1 protein-coding gene is annotated in these 545 nt (G+C 78.5%); it reads right to left on the bottom strand.

The window, feature by feature from the left end:
- Window positions 1-545, bottom strand: a 545-nt coding sequence (locus MXD58_RS24755) for a ferredoxin-like domain-containing protein (protein ID WP_518478675.1), incomplete at both ends; no start/stop codon positions are given.

Below are 545 nucleotides of genomic sequence, written 5' to 3'. Positions count from 1 at the left end.
GTGCAGCTGCTGGGCGCCGCGCAGCGCGTTCCAGTCGCAGGAGAACCCGGCGCGGCGCAGGTCGACGAACGCCCGGGCGGCGGCGAGCAGCGCCGGCACGGCAGCGCCGTCGGGCACCAGCAGCGCACGGGACTCGCCGGCGACGAGCAGCAGGGTCCGTCCCGCCGGCTGGGCGCGCAGCGTCAGGTCGGCGGCCAGGCCAGCGAGGTCGCCGCTGCCGTCGTCGACGGCGAACAGGATCCGCCCAGGCAGGTCGGCCAGCGTGGGATCGGCGCACAGGCCGTGGTCGAGGGCGGCGACGAGGGGCTCGATGTCGCGCCCGGCGCCGCGCCGGCCGGACAGCGGTGAGGCGACGATGTTGCGGACCCGCTCATGGGTGTCCGACGGCAGCAGACCGAGGGCCCGGGCGCGGCGCGCCAGCACCGCGGCGGCGCCCTCGGCGAGGCCGCGCAGCTGCACGTTGCCACGGGACGTCAGCTCAACGTGGCCGTCGGCGACCTCCCGGGCACAGGCCGCGAGCTCCCGCGCCACGGCCGGGGCCAGCC

The sequence above is a fragment of the Frankia sp. AgKG'84/4 genome, assembly GCF_023242965.2.
GTDB lineage: Bacteria > Actinomycetota > Actinomycetes > Frankiales > Frankiaceae > Frankia.
This window is presented reverse-complemented; position numbering and strand designations above follow the sequence as displayed.